Raw genomic sequence first — 17,971 nt, forward strand, 5'->3', positions numbered from 1 at the left:
GAAACGAATAGGAAGCCACTCCGAAAAAGAGAAAGAGGCCCTTCCGGGCCTCCCCCACACAACCAACACACCGTCAAAACACCCCACCACCCAGCCCCTTCCAGACCGCCGGCGGGGCCCGGCTACCCCCAGTAGACCGGCAGCCCCCGCGCCCGCGCTTCCTCGGCCAGCCCCCGCAGCTCCTCCAGCCGCTCCTGGATGTACCCCGCCCTACGCCCACAGTCGACGAAGCGGCCTTCGGCCGTCGCCGGGCGTCCAGCATCCACCGGCACCAACGCCAGCGCCACCAGCACCCTTCCCAGGAAGTCGTCAGCCTCCGCATCACCCGCCAACTCGTCGTACCCAAGCACGCCCAGCACACGGGCCGCGTTGGCGTTGGCCATGTTGACTTCTTCGGAAGCAACGTCAGCAAAGAAGGTGACAGACATTCGGGGCTCCATCCCTCTCGGATACGGCATCGGCAGGTGGCTCGCCCGGGGGGAGCAGCGTTCCGGCTGCTCCCCCCGGGGGTGCCGTCAGAGGTCGGCGAGCGTCGCCAGCATGGCGAGCACCTTGTCCCTGTTGAGCGGCAGGGTCTCCCCCTCGTCGTCCGCTCCGCCGGTCAGCAGAACGGGGCCGTGGTAGTTCTGGTAGGTCCGGCCGAAGCGCCGCGCGAGCAGCGTGGCCATCGGGTTGACCGGCTGGGTGTAGAGGCCGTTGTCGTCCAGCCACATGTCCAGCTGGTCGGTCAGGGCCACCACGTCCACCTGGTCGCAGCGCATCAGGGAGTACATGACCGTCAGTCGGTCTCCGGAGGCGCCGGGCAGGTCGACCGGGATGACCTCGGCCTCAGGGGTGATGAGCAGGGCGGTCGGCGCGATCGTCATGATGACTCCATCTGTCGCAGTGTGAGTTTCCGGTGTTGGCCGGTTGCCACCCCGACCAACAAGACAACTATACCATGCTTTCATCACTCACGGGGGACCGCGCTGCCCCGGAGCAGCCAGACCTAACGCGCAGCCCGGTACGGAGGTGCCGGAAGGAGTCCGCTGGTGGGATCGGTGAAATCGGCCATGACGACTTCGACCGTGGGCGACACCCCGCGCCACCGGTAGCCGTCGTAACTGGTGTCGATGCCGATGTTCTCGCCCAACGTCAGACCGGTCTCACGGTGGAAACGGGCGTACTGCTCACTGGGGCGGTGCCGAAAGCAGGGCTGACCGCTGTACTCGAAGGGGGCGGACTGCTGGGGGATGACGAACGCACCATGCCGGGCGAGGGTGGACGCACAGTCGATGACGTGGAATTCGAACCGGTCACCCCGATAGCGGGGCCCGGACCCGTGGCGCTCGACTCGGGGGCCGAAAGGCGGGTTCGCGATGGCGGTGTCGAACTCGCCCAAACCCAGTTCTTCGGCGTCCATGGTCAGCACGTCGGCAACGATCCACCGAGCCTCGGGCATGAGCTTGCGGCCCACGGCGACGTAGTCAGGGTTCTTCTCCACGCACACGATCTCGCGGGGCGGGAGACCCTCCCACCGGCGGCTGTAGAGCTCACGGGCGGCGTAGGCGAGTCGGCCCACACCGGCGCACAGGTCGATAATCCGGGTGCCGACCACGTGGAACCGGAGGTCGGACGCGAGGGACAGCGGTGTGAAGTGGGCGCCGTCGAGCTTGTTCGTGACGCTACTGGACTCCTGCCAGTGCTCGGCAACGGTGTCCTTCTCGTCCTCGGTGAGGTCGCGGGCGAGGGCGACGAGTCGGCGGGCCTCGCGGTGCGCCTTCTGCTCTTCGCGGGTCATGGTCACGATGGAGCTCCTCAAAGTCTTTGTGAATTCGGTTCGTGGTCGGCTGCCACCACCGACCAACAAGACAACTATACCGCATATTCATCACTCTCGGCCGTGTTCGTCCCGCCCATTCCGGGGCGGCGGCCGGCCCCTGAAGGGGCGGCCGCCGTGCCCTGATCAGCTCTTGAGTGCCAGGCGGGCAGCCATGTCCTCGGCACTCATGCGGCCCTTGATGTCGTCGTACGGAATGCGGTCGTCCCAGGAGTACGCACGGGTGTTCCGGTCGATGACGGGCTGGACGTCCGGGCCTCCGGGAACGGTGAGCGAGGCGCCGTTGACCCGAAGCACCTCGTACCAGCGGCCTCGGGAGCGGGCGTAGTCGCCTTTGGCGAAGTCGGCGCGGGACCAGAGCTTGACCCCGTCGGCCTCCGCCTTCGCAATGATCTCCCTCCAGTGGGTCATCTGGTCGGCGGTCTCGGCGTGGCGGCGGGTGAGTTCCGCGACGTTCTCCGGCTTGGTGATGTCCCACGAGGAACCGAACGCGGACTCCCCTGCCAGCAGCTTTTCCAGGCCCCGGAGGGTGGCCTCAAGCTCCTTGAGGCGGCGCAGGGTGCGGCCCGGATCCTTGCGGTGCTGCTCGTAGTGCGCGGCGGCATCGGCGCGGCCCGCCCAGTGCTCCGCTCGGTCTCCCTCGTCGATGCCCTTTCGCATGTTGCTGTCGATGCGGTCGAGGGCGGCGCGGTGGCGCTTCTCGGAGTGGTGGCCGACCAGGATCGGCTGTCCGAAGGGAATGCCGGAGCCGATGCGGCGGGCCTCTGCGAACGCGGCCGTGGAGGCGCCGGCGGCCCGGTCGGCTCGGTCGCTGAACCGCTCGGCGCGGTCGGCGGCGCGCTCCTCCCGCTCCGCCTCAGCTTCGGTGAAGCTGCGGGCGATGTCCTCGCGCACGGTGACGTGCACGGTGTGCCCGGCCTCGCGGAGCGCCTCGGCAAGCGCGTTGAGGGTGAAGCGGTCAGCGGCCTTGTCGCGGGAGTGCGGGAGGTACCAGCAGCCGAGGTTGCGGGACCAGCGGAAGCGGTGGCCCCTGAGGATCTCGGCGGAGCCGTCGCCGCGGGCGGTGCCTTCGGCAAGGGTGCCGCCCGCGCGGCTGTGGCGCAGGACGATCCCGGCGAAGTCCTCCGGGACGTCGTCGTCAGCCTCGACGTCCTCGGCCGGGGCCGGGTCCGGGGCGGCGGGGAGAACGGTGTCGGCGGGGAGTTCGGGCAGCTCGGCCGTGACCGTGATTCCGGCTGTGCGCAGGGCCTGGGCGGCGGTGTGAGCGGCGATCAGCCCGGCGCTGGACTGGTCGCCCCGGGTGCCCTTGACGTACCAGTGCGCGGCCTTGCGGCTCCAGTCGAAGCCGTGGGTACGGAGGACCGGGGCGGCGCCGTCGCCGAACGTCGTGCCGGTCACGGTGACGCCCGCCTCGGCGGTGTAGCTGATGGTGATCCCGGCGCCGGGGTCGGCCTTGGCGGGGGCCTTCCGGCGAGACTTGGCGGTCGTCTTGGCCGAGCCCTTCGCGGCGGCCTGGGCGGCCTTCCAGCGCTTGGGGGCGACGATCTCTCGCGCGATGAAGTGGACCTGCTGGGGGGCCCAGGTGTCGGGCAGGTGCTTTCCGCAGACGTAGGCCGTGTCGCGGATCGGGCCGGGCGCGTCCGGGTCGGCTCCGTCGAAGGCGGCGGACCAGAGGGCCTTCGCCTCGGCGAGGACATCGTCAGAAAAGTCGCGGTGCGTGTTGATGCCGTCCACGATCGGCTTGCCGGTGATCTGCTTGCCGTCCACGGTGACGGTGACCTCGTTGTTCGTCTGCACGTAGCTGTCCGTGGACCCGTCCCAGTGGGCGCCGTGGAGGGGGCCCGCGATCCGGCTGACGGCCTCGGTGTCCGGACCGTCGGTCCAGCTGACGGAGATCCAGGCGGAACCGGTGCCGGTGCCGGTGCGGACGGAGAACTTGGCCCCGGGAAACTCGGCCTTCAGCCGGCTGCGGAGCTCGGCGGACACGTACTTGGTCGCGACGTACTGGGTCATGCGGGCGTCTCCTTGAGAGCCGAGAATGTGGATCCGGTTGTGGTCGGCTGCCACCGCCGACCACGAGATAACTATAACTGCAATAACTCACTTTGTCTACTGCGCTTCCCGGCTGCGGGGCGCCGCCGCAACGGCCGGCCCGGCGAGGCAGCCGCCGGCGCCGCCGTGCGCAGGCCGCGCAGAGGCAGCCGGGGGGGCAGGGTCAGGCCGGAGAGGCTCCGGGGCCGGGCAAAGCACCCGCGCCCCGGAGCCCCCGATTCAGACCGTCAGACGGGGTGCGGCCACGTACTCCACACCCCATTCCGGCGGGATCAGTTCACCGGTTGCCGCATCCGTGCAGTAGGCGCCGAAGATCTCCGAGGCGCTGAGCGGCTTGGCGTAGAACTCCACCAGCTTCCAGCCCCTGACTTCGGAGGTCTGGTCGGCGAAGTGTGTGCGGATCACCGCGCCACCGCCCACCACGGCAGCGAGCGTGAGCACCGTCATCGCCTCAAGGGCGTCGTCCGGGTCCAGGTCGCTCGTCTCTCCGTCGTTGTGGAACGGCACGGAAGCCGAGAGGGTGCCGCCGTTCGCCGATGCCGCGACGGCGAGATGGTGACAGCCGTCCCCCACCGCGTTGACGAAGCCCATCACCAGCGCGGCGGAGCGCTCAACCTCGTACGGGGTCCGGTCCTGCGACGTGATTGTCATGCCGATTCCTCTCGGTCTGCTTCCGGTTTCCGGGTCGGCTGCCACCACCGACCAACGAGATAACTATACCTCGCATTCATCATTTCCGGGAGGCTTTGTGGATCTTTTCCGAGGGAACTTCCGCACGTGGGTAGCGCTGCTGCGCGGCGCCCACCTCTTGCGGGGTGGGCGCCGCTTTCGCCGGTCAGTCCTCGCCGGGCAGGGAGATCGTGAGCACGGGCTCCATTCCGTCGCCGGGCCCGCACGTGGCGAGTAGCCAGGCCCGCTCGCTCTCATGGCTCTCTCCGTCGCGGGGGACGCGGTAGAGCTCGACGGGGCAGGAGCTCCCGTCGCTCGAACGCCTGATGGCGTAGTGGGTCATCCGGAGCACGTCCCAGAGGCGTCCCGACTCGTCCTGGTAGGTCTGCCGGTTGTCCTCGTCCGTCCAGGCGACGCAGTCGGCCCACGCGGCCGCGGTGAGGGCCACGGGGACCGTGAACCCGGCCTCGCGGGCGATGTCGTCGCCGACGGCGACCAGGGCCCCGTCGGCGAGGGCGCTGGCGCGGCTGTACGCGTGGATGACTCCTCCGAAGAGGTCGGCCACGGAAACGGCCGGCTGCTCCGGCTCGGGGGTCCAGCGCATCGCGTCGGGGCCCAGGTTGTCCGGGTTGGCGGTGCCGTCGATGAGTGTCTTGTCGGTCATGGGCCGCCCTTTCGTGAGCTGTGTTCTCAGCGGCGGCGGGGTGCCACTCCCCGCCGCCCGGGGCGGGGCGCAGCCGGGTGGCTGCGCCCCGAGAGAGGGTCAGGCGTTGGCGGACGACCGGGTGATGGACGCGCGGCGCACGTGGTGCACCACGCAGGCGTCCGAGTCCTCGGCGAACGGGTCGGTGAGGTGGTAGCGGGTGTCGGCGCTCCCGAGGTGGTCCGCACGTCCGCAGTAGAAGCAGTCGCACAGCCGGGCCAGGTAGAAGCCGTGGTGCTCGGGCTTGCTGCCGTGGTAGAGGACCAGGTCGCCGGGCTCGATGAGGTCGAGGGTGCGGAGCAGGGTGTCGGACATGAGTGTCTCCTCACGGCTGTGCGTGGATTCGGTTTGTGGTCGACTGCCACCGCCGACCAACAAGACAACTATAACACACTTGGATCACTTTCGGTGTCCTCATCAGCCCGCCCACCTGGGTGAATTGGCGGCCGCCCGTCTTCCGCCGGCGGCGTAGGCGCCGCCGGCGCTTCTCCCGTGGCCGGCGCGGCTGGAACATGCCGCGGCCGGCGCGCCGAGGGTGCGGGAGGGAGTCCGCCACGGGCTGCCCGGTACACCTGCCGACCGGAACACGAGTGCGCCCCCACCGTGCGGCAGGGGCACGGTGGGGGCGCAGGGTGGGAGGGCGTCTAGCCGGTCGTGACGCTGGTGCGTACGGCCGCGACGGCGGCGGCGGTGTCGGCGGCCAGGTCGGGGGTGTGGGAGTCGTACAGGACGGTGAACTCGACGCCGTCTTCCTCGAAGACGCAGGCGAGCCAACCGGCGTGATCGGTCAGCGGGTAATCCACCTCGGCCTCGCGCCTGTCCTGGCCGGTGAGCAGGACCTCGCCGCCGTCGGGGGTGGGGACGGCGATCCAGGAGCAGCCGGACCCCGGGTGCGCGCCCCTGGTGGCTTCGATGCCCGCCTCGGCCAGGACCCGCTGGAGGTACTCCCCTGCGGTGCCTTCCTCGGCGTAGCCGAAGTCGCGGCAGAACGCGTAGGCCAGGTCCGCGGCGGTGTCCGGGTCGGGGGCGTTGAACTCCTCGGCCCACCGGGTGAAGTCCTCCTCGCTGGTGGCCAGCAGCTCGACCTGGTCGGCGACGGTGCCCGCGACCACGGCCGCGATGAGCAACTCCGTGCGGTCGACGTCGAGGGTCAGGCCGATGACGGTGTACGTCTGTGTCTCGGTGGCGGTCATGCGATCAGCCGGAAGCTCGCGGCGTCGACCGCCTGGGCGCCCAGGTCTCCGAGGAAGGCGGCGACCACGTAGGCGCCGTTGTCGCCTCCCCAGAGGGTCTCGGGGGTCTCGCCGTCCTCCTCGGCGCGCCACGGGAAGGTTTCCAGCACGGCGGCGGCCGCGTTCGCCTTGGCCTCCTCGAAATCCGCTCCCTCGGCGACGACCGCAAACGAATCGGCGAGATCCCAGACTTCGTACCAGTCTCCGATGATGGTGTATTTCACGGGTTTTCCTTTCGTCGAATTCGAGGGCCCCGGAATTCGGTTCCGGGGCCCGGGGTGACCTGCGCTTAGCGGCGCGGCCGGGGGACGTCGCGGTGACGACTGAAGTAGCGGTCGACGAGCATGAGCGCCTGGTCCTCGGTGAGGCCGAGCAGCTCTCCGCCGCGCGTGGATCCGGTGAAGACGGCCACGCCGCAGACGGGGTTGGGGTTGGCCTGGTAGGCCCGGAGGAGCTGGCGCGCGGGGGCGTTGACGGGGAGGCCGAGCGGGACGGCCAGCTCGTCGGTCCACATGATCAGCTGGGTGGTCAGGTCGATGGAACGGACCTGGTCGGCGCCGAGCGCGTCCTGCGGGCAGGTGTCGGCGCCCCAGTCGAGCAGGCTGAATCCGCCGGTGGGCTCGACCCGCAGGGCGTAGCTGTCCTGAAGAAGGGTGGGCATGGGGGTCCCCTTTCCTGGGAGTTGGTTTTCGGTGCGGGTCGGCTGCCACCGCCGACCTACGATTTAACTATACCAACTACACATCACTTTCAGAACATCGCGGGCCCCTATTTCCCCTGTTCAGCGGCATGCCTGAGGGCCGCCGGCGGAGTTCGCGCGCACGCCGCCGGCCCGTCCTGGGCTCCAGGGCCCGGCGTCGAAGCGGCCGGCCGCGGGCCGAAGGCGGCCGCGGTGGAGGCTCCCCGGCCGGCCGGCGGCGCGCCGGCCGCGCCCACAGGCCTGGAGGAAACGCCCGCCCGCACGGCCGGCGAGATGTCCTGCGGCCGGGCACGACTGCGCCCCGGCGCGGCTGGGGGCCGTGCCGGGGCGCGAGGAGGTGCGGGGGGCTATGCGGTCAGCGTCCAGGGGCCGCTCAGTCGCGGCGGGCCCGGCTGGTGGGGGTTGAGGTCGACGACCACGTCACCGTCGGCCGTGTGGACGGTGAAGACCGTGGCCCAGGACGTGGGGTCGCGCTGGAGAGCCAGCGCCTCGAAAGCGGCGTGTACGGGCGTGTCGGCGTCGATCTCGACGTTCCAGCCGATGCTGTACTCCGGCATGTGCTGCGTGCCTTCCTGGGCGCCCTCAGCGCCCGTGTGCGGTCGTGGGGGGCTAGGCGGCGAGGGTGAATTCGACATCGTCCAGGCTGCGCTCGTTGATGGTGACGCCGCTGACGGGGTCGAGGTCGTCGAGCCAGAGGTCCTCGTTGTCGGCGAGGTAGCCGTGGAGGGCGCTCGGGTTGTTGGCGATGTACGCGGGGACCTGGACCTCGGTGGTGAACTCGTAGGTGACCTGCTCGGTCACGGTCAGGGCGAGGTGCGCGGTCACTTCCCGGTCGTGGCCCTCGGGCTCGGACGCTTCGGCGTTGACCACGATGCACAGCAGGGCCGCCGTGTCCTCGTACGGGTCGGCCTGCTCCTGGGCGGCGTCGGGGAGCCGGACGAACGGGGCGCCGAGGCGGTCGAGGTCGCGGAGGACCTGGAGCAGGGCCTGAGGGTCGCGCGGGTCGGTCCTGCCCCAGGCCGTGCGCAGTTCGGGGTCGGTGACCTCGGGGAGCTGGGCCAGGTCGTCGAAGGCGCACTGCGTGCCACCGCCGGCGGTCCGGAGGCTGTCGAGGTGGAGTTCGCCGGAGCGAGTGTCGCGGCGCAGCACCAGGTAGGCGGCGTGCGGGTGCATGTGGGCGAGGGTGGCGGTGAGGGTTCGGGTCAGGCCCTGGGCCTGGCCCTGGGCCGCTTCGAGTGCGTCCTGGCACTCCTGAAGGGTGGTGTGCATCGTTCCTCCTGGGTGGCGTGTGGGGGCCGGCGGTGAGGCCGGCCGTCGGCTGGGGAGCCCCTCCCCCGGCGCCGGGCCGGGGGAAGGGTCGGGTCAGGCGCTGAGGAGCTGGTTGCCGGTGCGCTGCCAGTACCCGGCGGGGGCGCGGTCCGCGCGGCAGTCCCAGGTGCCGTAGGCGGTCATCTCGAACTCGTCCTCACAGACGAGAATCCGGGCTTCGGGGATGTTCTGGAGAGTGACGCTGTCGGCGGGGAAGTCGTCGAAGCGCACGAAGCGGTGGGGGTAGCGCCCCATGAACCAGTAGATGTCTCCGGGTGCGAGGTCGTCGAAACGGGGGTTGACCGTCTCCTGCGGCAGGACCTTGCACCAGGTGCGGACGCCGAGGGCGGCGCAGATGTCCTTGACCCGGTCGTAGAGGACGCCGAAGGCGTCCGGGGCGATACCGAGAGCGCGGTCGGTTTCCCCGCTCGGGCCGGTGAAGTGGACGGCGCCCCGGACGTCGAGGCCGTCGAAGCCGTAGCGGGCGGCGAGGTGCTGCGCCACGATGTTGGGGGCGCCCTGGTCTCCGGGGCGGTAGTGCATGTCCGTTTCGGTATCGAGCGGGACGGTGGTGTACGCGCCGGGGCCGGAGAAGAGGCCGGTGAGCTCCCACTCGACGTGGGGGTCTCCGAAGGACCACGCCACGAGGTGGTCGGGGTGGAGCGTGCCGAAGCAGCTGAATTCCTGCGGGTGGGTGAAGTCCAGGGGCATGCGTTCTCCAGGGTGTGGGTTTCCGGTCTGGTCGACTGCCACCGTCGACCACAAGACAACTATACATCACATTCATCATTCTCGGGAGATCTTCGGCCCCGTTTTCGCTGCTCAGAGCCGCCCCCGTTGCCGCTCCGCTACGCAGAACTGGCCTCGCCCGATACGGGCGAGGCCAGTTGGTTTGTCGCCGTTCAGGCTGTGGGCGCGGCTGCGGCGGTCAGCTGGCGGAGGACTCCGAGCGGCCGCTCGGCTCTCGCCAGGCGGGCAAGGCGGGCGCGCTGCTCCCCGATGCCTCGGCAGCCGGCGAGCGGCTGCAGGGTGTCCGGGCGTAGCTGCGTGACGGCCTGGACGTAGGCGCGGCCGCCGAGGGCGACGACCGGCCGCGGGCCGGGCAGGATGCCGAGGTGAGCCGTGCTGCGCGGAGAGGACGACGACGTCGCCGGTGGCGCCGGCGAGGCGCTCGGCCGCCTGTCGGCACAGGATGTGGTAGCTGCCCGTGTAGAGGTCGCGGGCCGGCAGAGCTGTCCTGGTGGGCGCCTTGGCGCCGCTGCAGGGGAAGGCGCGCGGGTCCGCAGAATCCTGGGCGCCATGGGCCGGAACTCGTACGGAAGTCTTCCATCTCTTGAGCCTGGAAGGTGAGTTCGTCGGGGTAGGCCGAGTTCGACGATCGCCTCGGTCGCTACGCTGAGGCCGTACCGGATCAGTTCAGGCGGAAAGTGGTGGAGCAGTGGCCAAGCGCGACGTGTGGGTGCGCGTCGGGGACGAGTTGGTGCGCGGCGACACCATCGTGGGCATCACTGTGGACGGCGGCCAGGTCTACTACCAGTCGTACAAACTCCTGCTGAAGGTCACGGGCCACCGCGACCTCCTGGTGATCGACTCTGGGATCTACGCCCGCGTGGATGAGGCGGACGACGACGAAGCCCATGAGCAGGCCACCGCTCTCGCTGACGACTTCGTGAACACGATCGCGCGGGGAGCTGCACTGCCCACCGGAGCGCTGATCCGGCTCGCCTCGGATGATGAGGTTGACGACGGCAGTGCGAAGTGGGAATTGACCACTCTGGGATAGCACCCAGCGCTCGCTATGCGGCCAGCGCCACCAAGTCCGCCGGCGCGCACCGCCGGTGCCGCTGCGGCACCTCGACCGGCACCAGGGCCTCGGCCCCTGCCAGTCCGTGAAGCCGCAGCGGGCGATGGTGTCGCCGCGGTCGGGCAGGAGGTGCGCCAGGCCCTCGGAGTCGGTACCGACCCCGGTGATGCGGATGGGGTCGGCGCTGCGCTCGGCGGTCCGAGCGTCCGTCATGGGCCGCTCCCCTCGGGTCGGCCGGTTCGGCGGCCGCGTGCTGTGCGTTCGGTCGCCGGTCGAACGCCACTCCCGACCGGCGACATAACTATCCCCACAATGCATCACTAATGGCCAGGAGGAGCGCGCTCCCTGCTCTCGGGATCCGTCCCGGCGGTCAGGCAGCCAGGGCCAGCCGGCGGAGGTAGTCGGCCGCGGCCTCCTCGCCGACGTGGCGCCGCAGCGCGTCCCCCCGCGCCCACACCAAAGGGCCTTCCTCCGCCTCGACGCGGGCGGCCTCGGCGACGATCTCAGCGACGCTGAGCTTCTCCCGGAACTTGTGGCCGATGTGTTCCTCCAGGGCGACGTACCGGGTGGGCAGGTCCAGGCCCAGGGCCCAGCACAGCCGTACGGCGCGCACCAGGACGTCCCGCCCGGCGAGCACGCAGAAGACGCAGCTCAGGCGAGGGATGACCGCGTCGTAGACGGGGTGGTACTCCAGGGCGGCGTCGGCGATCTGCTGCCAGACGTCGGCCTCGGAGAGTTCCAGGATCGGGTGCCAGGTCAGGACCATGCGCTGGCCGGTGCTCGCGCGCATGTCGATGGCGAGCGGCAGCTTCCGGGCCCGGGCGGGGGATTCTGCGGCCCGGATGCCGAGGGCGGAGAGGATCAGGGCCTGTTCGTCCAGGCCGAGGACATCGGTGATCTGCTTGAACAGCGGGGCGATCTTGTCCCGCTTCAGGGTCGAGGTACACAGCCGGCGGGCCGCGTCCGGCCACATCTTGCGCTTCTCGACGAGGCCGAGCAGGCCGCGGTCGGCCTGGACGACGATGAACTCGACGCCCCAGCGCTCGGCCTGGCGCTGGGCGAGCTCGCGGACGCCCGGCCATTCGGACTCCTCACCCAGGTCGGCGTGGACCAGGACCACCTTGTCCAGGCAGCCGGCCTCGGCGGCCAGAGTGACCACGCGCTGCCCGCAGACGAGCGAGTCCTTGCCGGCACTGGTCGAGACGACGATTTTGTCCGCGGCCAGGATGAGCTCGCGGGGCGTTTCGGCGAGCTCGCCGAGGAGGCTGGCCGCGACTCCGGACCGGCGCTGGCCGCCGGTTCCGCGGCCGGGGGCGTGCGGGGTGTAGAGCGCTGCGAGGGTGCGGTTGGCCGCGCGGGCCGCGGTGAAGGTCCGGCGGACCTTGGCGCGGGCCTCCTGCTCGCGGCGGACGAGGCCGGCGTGCGCGGCATGCGCGGCCGCCAGCTCGTCGGCGCCGGCCTGCAGCTGCGGGTCGTGGGTGATGCGGGTGTGCGCGGCAGCGGCGGCCTTGGCCGCCCGGGCGCGGGCGCGGTCGGCGGCGGTGTACGCGGCGTCGGCCTGGTGGGCGCGCCGGATTACCTCCAGCAGCTGGCGGCGGGTGCTCATGTCCATGGGGCTCCTCGCGGTTCGGGGTGGTGAGTTCGGCGCCGGGCGGCTGCCACTGCCGCCCGGTCGGGAGTGGATCAGAAGGTGCAGAACCGGCGTGCGACCGGCGGGATGTTGCTGCTGCGGCGCCGGCTGAGCCGTTCGGTCACCTCGCGGGCGCACCGGGCGGCGTCGGCGGCCGCGTCGAGCGGCGTGGGGGAACCGTCGACGAGGGTGGTGAGGTAGGTGCCGTCGGCGGCGTGCAGGTGCGCGGACCAGGGGTCGCGGTGGTCGGCCGCGGGCCGGTCGGCGCGCTCGCCGGCGTACATCAGGACGTGCGGGACGCCGTAGGCGGCGTCCTCGTCGTGCGGGGCGCCCGGGTCGGCGGCCATGATCAGGAAGGTCATGCCGCCCTCCTCCCCGGGGAAGGCGCGGCGGCCCAGGGCCGCTAGCTCGGCGAGCAGCAGGTCGCCTTCCGTGGGTTCATTCCGGATGGTCATCGCGTTCCTTTGCGTCGAGCGGGTGGGGGTGTCTTGCCGTGCGGGCCGTTGTCGTGCGCAGGGGGCGCCTGGCCCCGGCGCCCGGCCCGAGGTGGGGCCTGGCCCCGGCGCCCGGCCCGAGGTGGGGCCGGGCGCCGGGGCGCGGGGCGCTGTGCGCCCCGCGATGTACTACTGAGCGACGGTCGGCCGGTTGCAGGGGCGGGCGTTGTCCACGGCGACGGCGGCAGCGAGGCGGACCCAGTTCAGGTGGAGCTTGAATGCGGCTTCCAGGTAGAGCGCCGTCGCCTCCGGCCGCTCACCGGCTCCCGTCAGGTGGCGCTCGTGCAGCAGCTGGAGGGCAACGCGCAGGCGGGTCTCCTGTGCAGCGAGCTGGGCGCTGACGGGGTGCAGGAGCCGGGGCAGTTCGAGGGTGCCGAACACGGCGCTGGTGACGTACTGGCCGAGGCAGTCGGGGAGCCCGGTCGCCCTGTTCTGGACGATGACGTCTTCGGCGATGGAGAGGAGCAGGGAGGCGTCGAAGGGGATCGTGTTGGTGATCACGACACCGTCCAGGACCTGGGGGAGGTCGGTCTCGAAGGCCAGCGCGACGTCGTCGAGGAGTTCGGCGACCGTGGTCAGCGCTTCCTCGGCCGGGTGGTTGAGCACGCTCCTGCGTCGGGCGATACCGGCGATGGCGCGGGCGCGGGCAGCTGCGTGCAGGGCGTTGGGGAGCGGCGTGCGGATGATCATGTCTCTCCGAAGGGTCCGAGGATGTGTGTCCGGTGCGACCGACTGCCACCGTCGACCACAAGACAACTATACTCGTTATTCATCACTTCGCAAGGGTTCGCCGTTGCTTCCCGGCAGAAATCCGCAGACGACACCGGGGGTGCTGTGGGCGGCCCCCCGGGGAAGGAGAGCCGCCCGGCCCCGTGGGGCCGGGCGGGGGCCGTCAGCAGGCAGCCTCGGGGTCCTCGGCCGCCGGCAGGGGCTCCCACTCCAGGGAGCGCGCGGTCTTGCGGGACCGGCCGTCAACGGCGACGGTCACGCCGTCCCGGTACGCCCGGGCGCCGGCCATCCGTACGTCCGCCGCCTCGACGGTGCCGGTCTGACCGCTGGCCACATGCCGGACCCGCTCGCCGACGGTGCGGACCAGGTCCGCTTCCCGCAGGCGCCGCGCGCCGAGCCGGTGTCCCGCCTGCTGGACCAGGCGGCCGCCGCGCGTGGCCAGGGCGGCCGCGAAGGCGGCGGCGGAGTCGGGAGCCTCGACCCTCAGGAAGGAGCGGCCCTCGGGCAGGTCGGTGTGGGTGATGGTCCAGGTGTCGGTGATCGCGCCCCGGTCCTGCTCGACGGCGGCGCCCTGCGTGGCTGCGGCCTCCAGGGTCGGCACGTGCCAGACGAGCAGGGACGGGTGGTCTCCGGGCTCGACGAGCCAGCCTTCGGTGCGCTCGAACAGCTCCTTCGCGACGCACAGCGCGGCCAGGGGCGGCCGCCCGTCGGCGCCGGTGGTCAGCTTGCCGTCCTCGACCCAGCCGACGGTCAGGCGGCCGCTGGTGCCGTCCGGCCGGACCCAGTAGCCGGCCACCTCGCCGAGGTCGTCGGGGCCGGTGACGTCGGCGAGCGGCTGTCCGGACAGGGCGGTCACCGCGGCGGCGGCGGCCGGGTGTTCGGCGTCCTCGGGCAGTACGCCCGTACCGGCGGCCGGGGCGGCCTCGGCCGGGCCGGCGGCGGGCGGCGGGACGTGGACGGCGTTCCAGGAGCCGGGGCCGTACTCGGTGAGCTTGACGAGGCCTGCCCCGTGCAGGCTCCGGACGGCGGTGAGGTTGTGCCCGTATCCGGCGCCGATCGCGCCGTCGCGCTTGACGACGGCGTACACCCGCCGCTGCGGTTGGGGCAGGGCATCCTCGGCGCGCTTGCGGTTCTCCTGGGCGTTCAGGAACTCGGCGCGCTCCTGGGCGCCGGCCTCGGTCTGCCAGTCGCCCGAGACGACCAGGCCGGAGCTGTTGACGACGTCGAAGCCCCCGCCCGCGGCCGGGCGTACGGAGTACAGGGCGAGCGGCGTGCGCTCCTCGGCCGGGGCCGGCCGCGCCTCGGCGGGCGTCTGGGCGGGGGTCGTCCTGCGGGTGCGGACCGGCTGGGCCTGGACGGCGACTTCCTCGACCGCGACGTTCTTCCAGCCCGCACGCCCGGCCCTCCGGGCCGCGTTGGCGACATTGGCCGCGGACATGGACCAGGTGTGCACGATGCGGCCCTCGCCTTCGCGGCGATCGACGGTGACCGCGTGGGTGTAGTGGCGGGTTTCGCTGGTGCGGGTGCAGCCGGTGGAGGCAACGAAGGTGGTACGGGCCATGACGGGGCTCCTTGCGTGTGAGGTGTGCTCTCGGTGCTGGCCGGCTGCCACGGCCGACCCAGCTGGGGGGAGGGCCGGGGGCGGTGGGCCGCCCCCGGCATCGGGCCTACCGGCCCAGGCGGATCGCGCGCTTGCGAAGGCCCGCCTTCTGGATCCGGTACCGCGCCTTGGAGAACTGGTCGACGTCCCGCAGCCACCGGTGGAGGCGGATCAGCGTGCGCTCGGACATGTCGTCGACCGTGCCCACCACGGTGGGCTCGCCAACGAACGCGAATCCGAGGGTCCTCGGCGCGAACGAGGGGGCGCCGAGCGTGTAGAACCACACCTTGTACCCAGCCTTCGGGTCGTTCTCGTTCCAGAGGCCGACAACGATGGCCCGGCGCTCGCCGGTGTTCTTGCCCTCGTCGTAGCGGGGGGTACGCACGACCGTGCCCGGCTCCAGAACGGTCTGGACGGTGGAGGCGGTGGCGACGGTCATGTGAACTCCCTTGGAGAGTGGTGGGGATGTCGGCGGGAATCCCCCGCCGACAAGAAAACTATACCCACTACTCATCACTTACGCAAGGAGGCACCCTCGCCCGGCGACGCCGCAGGCGACGGAGGGTCGAGCCGGCCGGGAGCCGGGCCGCCGGCTGCGGGCCGACGGACCCGTGTCCGGTGGGGGCGAGGATGCCCGCCACCACCGGACACGAGGGAAGATCAGCGCTCGGTCTGGGCGTAGTTGTGGCGGTCGTCGGTGGCCGCGAACTCGACCAGCTCGGGTCGGTGCGCGCCGATCCAGGTGTCGACGGGCCCAGGGTTCTCCTGCTGGCCGGTGAGCCAGCGGTAGACGTCCGGCCGGAGTTCGAAGAGGCGGCAGTCCTCGTCTTCGGCGTAGAACTCGGCGTTGCCGCCGAACCCGTAGTCGTCCGCCACCTCCCACACGCAGACCAGGTACGGTCCGCCCGCGTCGTAGATCCGGCCGAAGACGTTGCGGATGTCGTCGGCGCCGTAGCCGTGCTCGAACGCCCCGCGCTGGTCGGCGATCTCGCCCGGCAGGTCCTGCGCGGCCTGCTCGGCGGTGGCGGCCTCGGCGCGCGGCGCGGGGTCCTGGCCGTCCTGGTCCTCGTGCTCGCCTCCGTGCTGGGCGATCAGGTCGCGGAGCGCGTCTGTGGGCACGTCCAGGAACATCCCGCTTTCGTTGCCGAGGGTGCCGCCGGTCAGCCAGTCCTCCCAGGAGTCCTCGTTCTCCCAGGCCTCGATTCCGGGAGCGGTGAGGCCCGGGGAGAGAAGGACCTCCTCCGCGGCGGGGGCGCCGGGCTGCACCTTGAGGGTGATCGCGTGGCCGTCGGCGAGGCGGATCCGGGCGAAGCCGTGTCCGGTCCCCTCGGTCACGACGGCGTCGAGTCGGGACGTGCTGAGGGTCTGCGTGCTCATGAAGTGCCTCCGAGTTGCGTGGTTCCGGGGGGAAGTCGGCTGCCACCGCCGACCTGCGAGACAACTATACACGCGATTCATCACTTTGCAAGTAGTGCGGTCACGCGATCAGGAACACGTCCCCGATGACCTTGGCCCGGTGCAGCGGTGCCGGGCCCCCGGCCGACCGTCGGCGCGGCGCCGGTTTGGGCAGCTCGCGCAGCGGCCGGAAGACCGGCCTGGCGCCGGTGTGCCCCGTCCAGCGCTCCTCGAACCCCGGGCGCTGCTTGTCGGCGACGCCCGCGGGTGCTGCGACGATGAACGCTTCGGCGTGCGGCAGGCCTTCGGAGTCGGGCAGGTAGTGGGCGCGCCGGATCCCGGAGGCTTCCCCGGCGACCAGGCGGGCCCGGTTGGGGTATCGCTCGGCGAACCGGGTGACGAATTCCTCCGCCCGCTCCCGGGGCGCCTCGTAGACCGTGCGCACCGATCGCCAGGTCGGCCCTTTCTGCTGCGCGCCGCGGCACCGCTCGTCGTCGCCGAGGCACTGCGGTGCGACGTCGACCGGCGCGCCGTTCTGGTCGACGACCGTGTGGATGCGGCGGCAGCGGGGCTTGCGCTGCTGGGTGCACCACCACTTCGGCTCCGTGCAGCTCTTGCCGTGCCAGCGCCGGCAGTCCTTCGTGCGGCCGAGGCCGGTGAGGCGGCGCACCTCGTACACCGCGTACGGGGTCTGCTCCAGGTCGGCCTGGAAGGTGTCCAGGACGGGCCGGTTGCGGCCGTCCTCGGCCAAGCGCCGGTGGAGGGATCCGGCGGGCCCGTAGAGCGACATCCGCTCGTTCAGGGCGAGCGAGATGTACTCCATGCGCAGGACCTGCGCGGCCTCGACCGGGTGGGCGCGCAGCCGCTCCTCGTAGAGGTCGCGGGAGGAACAGACCCCGGTGAACGGGCACATGGTGCAGTGGCTCTTCAAGATCATTTCGCCGAGGTTGTCGAGGACGTACTGCTCGACGGCGGTCCTGGCCATGCCTGCCCGGATCAGGGGGTAGTCCGGCTCGCAGATGATCCGGCCGGCGGCGGTGTTCAGCTGGTCCTGGATGGCGGAGTCCTTCAGCGCGCGGCCGGTCTCGTCGGCGTGGTAGCCGATCACTCGGCGGAAGGTCTCGGTGCCGAACTCGTGGGCGGCCCAGGTGTCCAGTACCCAGCCCTTGAACCGAATGCTGCAGCGTCGCTGGCCGGAGGCGAGCATCGGGACGGTGCCGGCGGTGCGCAGTTCGTCGGACAGGCGCCAGGGGCCGGCCGCGTGGATGCGGCGGGGCGCGCGGGTGTCGTCGAGGACCAGGACGCCGTCGGCGTCGCGCGGGCCGCCGCGGCAGACCTGGACCAGGCGCACCCGCCATGCACGCAGGAGCGGCAGGACCAGGCGGTCGGCGAAGGACAGGGAGTCGCTGAACTCGTCGCCCGTGACGGCGTGCACGATCACGAGGTCGGACAGGTCGGGCTCCAGGCCGTGGGCGACGGGGTCGTTGAGGAACATGAGGATCTCGGCCGTCGAATCCGCACCCAGACCCCAGGTGAGGACGGTCGGGCGCTTACGTCGGACGGCGGGGCGTGCGAGCCGGGTGGTGTGGACGGCCGTCCGGGTAAGGGTAGGCAGGGGCATGAGTCTCCTCGTGCGGGGTGCGTGTTCGGGGCCCGCGGCTGCCACTGCCGCGGGGGCGTATCTGATGTGCCTCGTCGGCCGCGCCAGCGCGCGTCGGCGCGGCGCTCCCGGCGGTTCGCCGTAGTCGAATTGGTCCCGCCCCGCGTCGCCGGGGCGGGACACGGGCCGGGTTGACGCGTGGCGCCCCAGGGGAGCGCCGACGCCCGCCGCTGGAG

The 17,971-nt window shown here is 71.5% G+C and carries 21 protein-coding genes; 1 reads left to right on the forward strand and 20 read right to left on the reverse strand.

Annotation, left to right across the window (positions count from 1 at the left end):
* Positions 1-122: 122 nt before the first annotated feature.
* From J7I97_RS33685 to J7I97_RS33745, 13 genes are all read right to left on the reverse strand, one after another.
* Positions 123-383 (reverse strand): hypothetical protein, encoded by a 261-nt coding sequence (locus J7I97_RS33685; protein WP_214942987.1) that lies wholly within the window; start codon positions 381-383, stop codon positions 123-125.
* Positions 384-515: 132 nt separating this feature from the next.
* Complete coding sequence (locus J7I97_RS33690; RefSeq protein WP_214942990.1) at positions 516-866, reverse strand: DUF3846 domain-containing protein; 351 nt, start codon at positions 864-866, stop codon at positions 516-518.
* Between the two features lie 122 nt (positions 867-988).
* A complete protein-coding gene (locus J7I97_RS33695) occupies positions 989-1,786 on the reverse strand; it encodes a methyltransferase (RefSeq protein WP_214942992.1) in 798 nt (265 codons plus the stop codon).
* Positions 1,787-1,945: 159 nt separating this feature from the next.
* The gene (locus J7I97_RS33700) at positions 1,946-3,832 is read right to left on the reverse strand and encodes a DUF3560 domain-containing protein (RefSeq protein WP_214942995.1); all 1,887 of its coding nucleotides are present in this window, start codon (positions 3,830-3,832) and stop codon (positions 1,946-1,948) included.
* 258 nt (positions 3,833-4,090) lie between these two features.
* Positions 4,091-4,522, reverse strand: a complete 432-nt coding sequence (locus J7I97_RS33705; RefSeq protein WP_214942998.1) for a hypothetical protein — start codon at positions 4,520-4,522, stop codon at positions 4,091-4,093.
* 184 nt (positions 4,523-4,706) lie between these two features.
* Positions 4,707-5,204 (reverse strand): DUF6573 family protein, encoded by a 498-nt coding sequence (locus J7I97_RS33710; protein WP_214943001.1) that lies wholly within the window; start codon positions 5,202-5,204, stop codon positions 4,707-4,709.
* A 99-nt stretch (positions 5,205-5,303) separates the two neighbouring features.
* Entirely contained in the window at positions 5,304-5,558 is a 255-nt protein-coding gene (locus J7I97_RS33715; RefSeq protein WP_214943004.1) for a hypothetical protein, read from the reverse strand.
* Positions 5,559-5,887: 329 nt separating this feature from the next.
* The gene (locus J7I97_RS33720) at positions 5,888-6,436 is read right to left on the reverse strand and encodes a hypothetical protein (protein WP_214943006.1); all 549 of its coding nucleotides are present in this window, start codon (positions 6,434-6,436) and stop codon (positions 5,888-5,890) included.
* Complete coding sequence (locus J7I97_RS33725) at positions 6,433-6,699, reverse strand: hypothetical protein (protein ID WP_214943009.1); 267 nt, start codon at positions 6,697-6,699, stop codon at positions 6,433-6,435. The genes J7I97_RS33720 and J7I97_RS33725 overlap by 4 nt, the downstream gene beginning before the upstream one ends.
* A gap of 65 nt (positions 6,700-6,764) precedes the next feature.
* Positions 6,765-7,136 (reverse strand): DUF3846 domain-containing protein, encoded by a 372-nt coding sequence (locus J7I97_RS33730; protein ID WP_214943012.1) that lies wholly within the window; start codon positions 7,134-7,136, stop codon positions 6,765-6,767.
* Positions 7,137-7,522: 386 nt separating this feature from the next.
* Entirely contained in the window at positions 7,523-7,732 is a 210-nt protein-coding gene (locus J7I97_RS33735) for a hypothetical protein (protein ID WP_214943015.1), read from the reverse strand.
* A 52-nt stretch (positions 7,733-7,784) separates the two neighbouring features.
* Positions 7,785-8,444 carry a hypothetical protein gene (locus J7I97_RS33740; protein ID WP_214943018.1) on the reverse strand — a complete coding sequence of 220 codons (660 nt, stop codon included), beginning with the start codon at positions 8,442-8,444 and terminating at the stop codon, positions 7,785-7,787.
* A 93-nt stretch (positions 8,445-8,537) separates the two neighbouring features.
* Positions 8,538-9,194, reverse strand: a complete 657-nt coding sequence (locus J7I97_RS33745) for a hypothetical protein (RefSeq protein ID WP_214943021.1) — start codon at positions 9,192-9,194, stop codon at positions 8,538-8,540.
* 727 nt (positions 9,195-9,921) lie between these two features.
* Here J7I97_RS33745 and J7I97_RS33750 point away from each other — a divergent pair.
* Positions 9,922-10,266 (forward strand): hypothetical protein, encoded by a 345-nt coding sequence (locus J7I97_RS33750; RefSeq protein ID WP_214943024.1) that lies wholly within the window; start codon positions 9,922-9,924, stop codon positions 10,264-10,266.
* 391 nt (positions 10,267-10,657) lie between these two features.
* On the opposite strand, the gene J7I97_RS33755 is transcribed toward J7I97_RS33750, so the two are convergent.
* The 7 genes from J7I97_RS33755 to J7I97_RS33785 all read right to left on the reverse strand — a co-directional run bounded on the left by J7I97_RS33755 (position 10,658) and on the right by J7I97_RS33785 (position 17,756).
* A complete protein-coding gene (locus J7I97_RS33755) occupies positions 10,658-11,893 on the reverse strand; it encodes a phosphoadenosine phosphosulfate reductase family protein (RefSeq protein ID WP_214943027.1) in 1,236 nt (411 codons plus the stop codon).
* Between the two features lie 77 nt (positions 11,894-11,970).
* A complete protein-coding gene (locus J7I97_RS33760; RefSeq protein WP_214943030.1) occupies positions 11,971-12,372 on the reverse strand; it encodes a hypothetical protein in 402 nt (133 codons plus the stop codon).
* A 168-nt stretch (positions 12,373-12,540) separates the two neighbouring features.
* Entirely contained in the window at positions 12,541-13,101 is a 561-nt protein-coding gene (locus tag J7I97_RS33765; protein WP_214943034.1) for a hypothetical protein, read from the reverse strand.
* A 202-nt stretch (positions 13,102-13,303) separates the two neighbouring features.
* Entirely contained in the window at positions 13,304-14,701 is a 1,398-nt protein-coding gene (locus tag J7I97_RS33770; RefSeq protein WP_214943036.1) for a hypothetical protein, read from the reverse strand.
* Between the two features lie 106 nt (positions 14,702-14,807).
* The gene (locus J7I97_RS33775; protein ID WP_214943039.1) at positions 14,808-15,179 is read right to left on the reverse strand and encodes a DUF6409 family protein; all 372 of its coding nucleotides are present in this window, start codon (positions 15,177-15,179) and stop codon (positions 14,808-14,810) included.
* A 221-nt stretch (positions 15,180-15,400) separates the two neighbouring features.
* Complete coding sequence (locus J7I97_RS33780; RefSeq protein ID WP_214943042.1) at positions 15,401-16,117, reverse strand: hypothetical protein; 717 nt, start codon at positions 16,115-16,117, stop codon at positions 15,401-15,403.
* A gap of 100 nt (positions 16,118-16,217) precedes the next feature.
* On the reverse strand, positions 16,218-17,756 hold the full coding sequence (locus J7I97_RS33785; RefSeq protein WP_214943045.1) for a hypothetical protein: 1,539 nt from the start codon (positions 17,754-17,756) through the stop codon (positions 16,218-16,220).
* Between the last annotated feature and the right edge of the window lie 215 nt (positions 17,757-17,971).

This window comes from Streptomyces sp. ISL-87 (genome assembly GCF_018614095.1).
GTDB lineage: Bacteria > Actinomycetota > Actinomycetes > Streptomycetales > Streptomycetaceae > Streptomyces.

Coding starts and splice junctions, on each gene's coding strand:
- J7I97_RS33780 (WP_214943042.1), bottom strand. CDS start 16,117: ATGAGCACGCAGACCCTCAGCACGTCCCGACTCGACGCCGTCGTGACC.
- J7I97_RS33740 (WP_214943018.1), bottom strand. CDS start 8,444: ATGCACACCACCCTTCAGGAGTGCCAGGACGCACTCGAAGCGGCCCAG.
- J7I97_RS33715 (WP_214943004.1), bottom strand. CDS start 5,558: ATGTCCGACACCCTGCTCCGCACCCTCGACCTCATCGAGCCCGGCGAC.
- J7I97_RS33760 (WP_214943030.1), bottom strand. CDS start 12,372: ATGACCATCCGGAATGAACCCACGGAAGGCGACCTGCTGCTCGCCGAG.
- J7I97_RS33770 (WP_214943036.1), bottom strand. CDS start 14,701: ATGGCCCGTACCACCTTCGTTGCCTCCACCGGCTGCACCCGCACCAGC.
- J7I97_RS33775 (WP_214943039.1), bottom strand. CDS start 15,179: ATGACCGTCGCCACCGCCTCCACCGTCCAGACCGTTCTGGAGCCGGGC.
- J7I97_RS33700 (WP_214942995.1), bottom strand. CDS start 3,832: ATGACCCAGTACGTCGCGACCAAGTACGTGTCCGCCGAGCTCCGCAGC.
- J7I97_RS33755 (WP_214943027.1), bottom strand. CDS start 11,893: ATGAGCACCCGCCGCCAGCTGCTGGAGGTAATCCGGCGCGCCCACCAG.
- J7I97_RS33730 (WP_214943012.1), bottom strand. CDS start 7,136: ATGCCCACCCTTCTTCAGGACAGCTACGCCCTGCGGGTCGAGCCCACC.
- J7I97_RS33690 (WP_214942990.1), bottom strand. CDS start 866: ATGACGATCGCGCCGACCGCCCTGCTCATCACCCCTGAGGCCGAGGTC.
- J7I97_RS33745 (WP_214943021.1), bottom strand. CDS start 9,194: ATGCCCCTGGACTTCACCCACCCGCAGGAATTCAGCTGCTTCGGCACG.
- J7I97_RS33765 (WP_214943034.1), bottom strand. CDS start 13,101: ATGATCATCCGCACGCCGCTCCCCAACGCCCTGCACGCAGCTGCCCGC.
- J7I97_RS33785 (WP_214943045.1), bottom strand. CDS start 17,756: ATGCCCCTGCCTACCCTTACCCGGACGGCCGTCCACACCACCCGGCTC.
- J7I97_RS33710 (WP_214943001.1), bottom strand. CDS start 5,204: ATGACCGACAAGACACTCATCGACGGCACCGCCAACCCGGACAACCTG.
- J7I97_RS33705 (WP_214942998.1), bottom strand. CDS start 4,522: ATGACAATCACGTCGCAGGACCGGACCCCGTACGAGGTTGAGCGCTCC.
- J7I97_RS33685 (WP_214942987.1), bottom strand. CDS start 383: ATGGCCAACGCCAACGCGGCCCGTGTGCTGGGCGTGCTTGGGTACGAC.
- J7I97_RS33720 (WP_214943006.1), bottom strand. CDS start 6,436: ATGACCGCCACCGAGACACAGACGTACACCGTCATCGGCCTGACCCTC.
- J7I97_RS33735 (WP_214943015.1), bottom strand. CDS start 7,732: ATGCCGGAGTACAGCATCGGCTGGAACGTCGAGATCGACGCCGACACG.